Raw genomic sequence first — 3,050 nt, 5'->3', positions numbered from 1 at the left:
TTTGAAACTCTGTTTGCTAAGAAACTGGCTTCGTTTACTCTTGTGTCAATTTTTATAAAAATATTATTTTTAGTTTATTCATGCCTCAAAAAATTTATGCAATTATAAACGAATAATTCTTCAATACCTGCTGAACAAGTTTTGTGATCCTGTTTTGTTCCGGGAAATTATGATCAGAATTAAGAATATAATTTTCGTCAATTTGAACATCAAAAATTTCTGATTTGATGCGGAGTTTGGTTCGAGCACAAGACTTTTTTTGCAAGATTATTCCATCGTTTTTACTTTCTGCAAAATCGCTTTCATTCCCAAAAATCGTAAATTTGTCTTTATACGGTTTCCCGTCGAGAGGGCAAAATGTTTCGCAATTTCCACATTCATTGCACATTCCGTCAATGTGTATTATTTGAAATGGATTATGGAAATTATCATCATCAATTCTAATGGCTATGTTTGCTCGGTTCGGGCACACTTCTACACAGCGGTTACAAACAAAGTTACACTCCAAGCAGCGGGAAGATTCGGTTTGTATTTCGGATCTGTTTTGCAAATAATTCACCGCGGGATTGATTACTCCCCGTTTTTTACTGATTTCGATAAGATGTTTAGCATCGCATTTTTCATCCTCTTGTTGTAGTTCCGCGAGTGAAAGATTTGCTCTTTGAATAATTTTTTCGGCTACTTCTTTACCGTCTGCAATTGCTTCGACCACAGTAGAAGGTCCGCGCAAAGCATCACCTCCGACAAAAACATTTTTTGTATTGGTTTCAGAATTTCCCGCAATTATACTGATCCCGTTTTTTGCCAATATTGTTTTATCAACTTTTTCCCCAATGGCAGCTATGATATTATTGATTTCAAATTCAACAAATTCATCCGGAATCGCTTCCGGTTTTCTGCGACCGGATTTGTCAAAATCACCGAGCTGCATTTTCCGGCATTTTAATTTACCATTTGAATACGAGATGGGGGAGATGAGTTCATGGAAAATTACACCATCTTGCATAGCACATTTGAATTCTTCGTAATCCGCCGGCATATATTCTTTTGTACGGCGATAGAGCAGGAAAACTTGTTCCACATTTTTCAGGCGAGAAGCTGCCCTAGCCGCATCCATAGCAGAATTTCCACCGCCAATGATGGCTACATTTTTTCCCAATTTCACGCTGTTGCTCTTGAATTTTTTTAGGAAATCAATCCCACTTATGATCTTTTCCTGTTCTCCTTCGATTTTAAGTTTTTGTGATTTTCCTGCTCCAATCCCCAAAAATATGTATTCAAATCCTTTGCGTTTCAATTGCGCGATTGAAAAATTTTGGTTTGCATCAAATCTGAAATTAACTCCCGCTTTTTCAATGATCTTTATATCGTTTATGATGGCGGATTCCGGTAAACGAAAATCAGGAATAACATAGCGAACAGTTCCTCCGGGTTTGTGATTTTTCTCGAAGATCGTAACATCAAATCCGGCTTTTGCAAGGAAATAGCCGGCGGCTAATCCGGCAGGTCCCGCTCCGATTATCGCTACTTTTGATTCGGTTTTCTTTTTTGACGGTGAGATTTTTTCCAGCAAATTATCAAATCCATTTTCTGCTGCCAACTTTTTGAGATCGCGAATTAAGACGGAATCTTCATAAAAGTTGCGCGTGCAATTAAGCTGGCATTTATGGTCGCAGATGTAGCCGGTGATAAATGGGAGGGGATTTTTGCGAAGAATAGTCTCCAGCGCTTTTTCATATTCTTCATCTTCGATATATTTTATATATTGCGGAATATCCTGATGGATGGGACATCTGTTTGTGCAAGGAGCACTTACGCAATCGAAAAGGGGTAATTTTTCAGGAAGGTAATCGTCTGTGCGGAATGATACTTCTTCTCTTTTAAAGCGATTGTCCTGCAAAATATTTGTGCAGTATTCATTTAATTTTCCTGTGTTGATTTTAGTCGGAAATTTTGATAATTCATTTTCAATGATTTCATTTAATTGTTTTAGTCGGGCATAACCACCGGGCTTGAGTAGATTTGTTGCCATAGTTATTGGGAAAATACCGGATCGTAAAATTTCTTTGATGTTAAAATAATCCGCACCACCGGAAAAAGAAATAGGAAGTTTTCCCTCGAATTCAAATGAAATTTTGTTTGCAAGATTAATCGTGAGTGGAAAAAGTGATTTGCCGGACATATACATTTCATCGCCGGGTAGAATCTTTTTTATGTTTTTTACCGGCAATGTGTTTGAAAGTTTTACTCCGAATTTACGGTTGTGTTTCAAGGCAAATTTTCGTAATTTCTTTATCATTGAAATTGCAGCCGGATATTGCAGGTCGTTTTTAAAGGATTTTTCGTCCAATTCAATATCCTTAAAATTCAGATTTGCGAAAATGTTTTTGGTAAAACCGTACCCTAAAAGCGTTGGGTTGAGTTTAACAAAGGTGTGCAGTTTTTTTTCTTCGATAAAATATTTACAGATTTCTTCCTGATCTTCGGGAGGGCAGCCGTGCATGGTGGAAAGGGTAATGGAATCTGAAATGTGGGGAGATATTTCTTCAATATATGTTTCTGGAATTTGCTTAATTTTATCTTCTATAATTTTTCTTTTTAGAATATTCTTGCATTCCAAAAAAAACTTTTCGTTTGAAGCATCTTTTAATTTATTTATAAAGGAATCAACCTTTTTGGTTTTTATTCCTTCCAAATCATAACCGACACTCATATTGAAAATAATTTGGGGTTTTGGAAACGGTGAGAGTGTGAAAAGTTTGTGGAGCAAATGGATAATGAACCATGCTTTTACATATTCTTTGTAAGCATTTTCAACGCTCAATTCCGTTGACCACTCAGTGTTATAACCTTCTTCTTTGGCTTCGATGCAAGGTTTTTCGATTTCGATGTCATCCAATTTTTGCACTGTTTTCAGCTCGAAGAAACGTCCGCCTGTAAGATAAGCGGAAATAATGTTTTGAGTTAGTTGAGTGTGTGGTCCAGCCGCAGGTCCAAGAGGAGATTCGAGTAGTTTGCCGAAGATTTTTAGAGAAGCTGAATTTTGTTTC

At 36.9% G+C, this 3,050-nt stretch carries 1 protein-coding gene; it reads right to left on the bottom strand.

Translation table 11 applies throughout. From position 1 onward, the window contains the following. Positions 1–94: 94 nt before the first annotated feature. Positions 95–3,050, bottom strand: a 2,956-nt coding sequence (gene ygfK, locus U9P79_06170; protein ID MEA2104208.1) for a putative selenate reductase subunit YgfK, incomplete at its 5' end; no start/stop codon positions are given.

It is taken from the genome of Candidatus Cloacimonadota bacterium, assembly GCA_034661015.1.
Lineage (GTDB): Bacteria > Cloacimonadota > Cloacimonadia > JGIOTU-2 > JGIOTU-2 > JAYEKN01.
The sequence above is the reverse complement of the archived record's forward strand: the minus strand, read 5'-3'. Positions and strand labels throughout refer to the sequence as shown.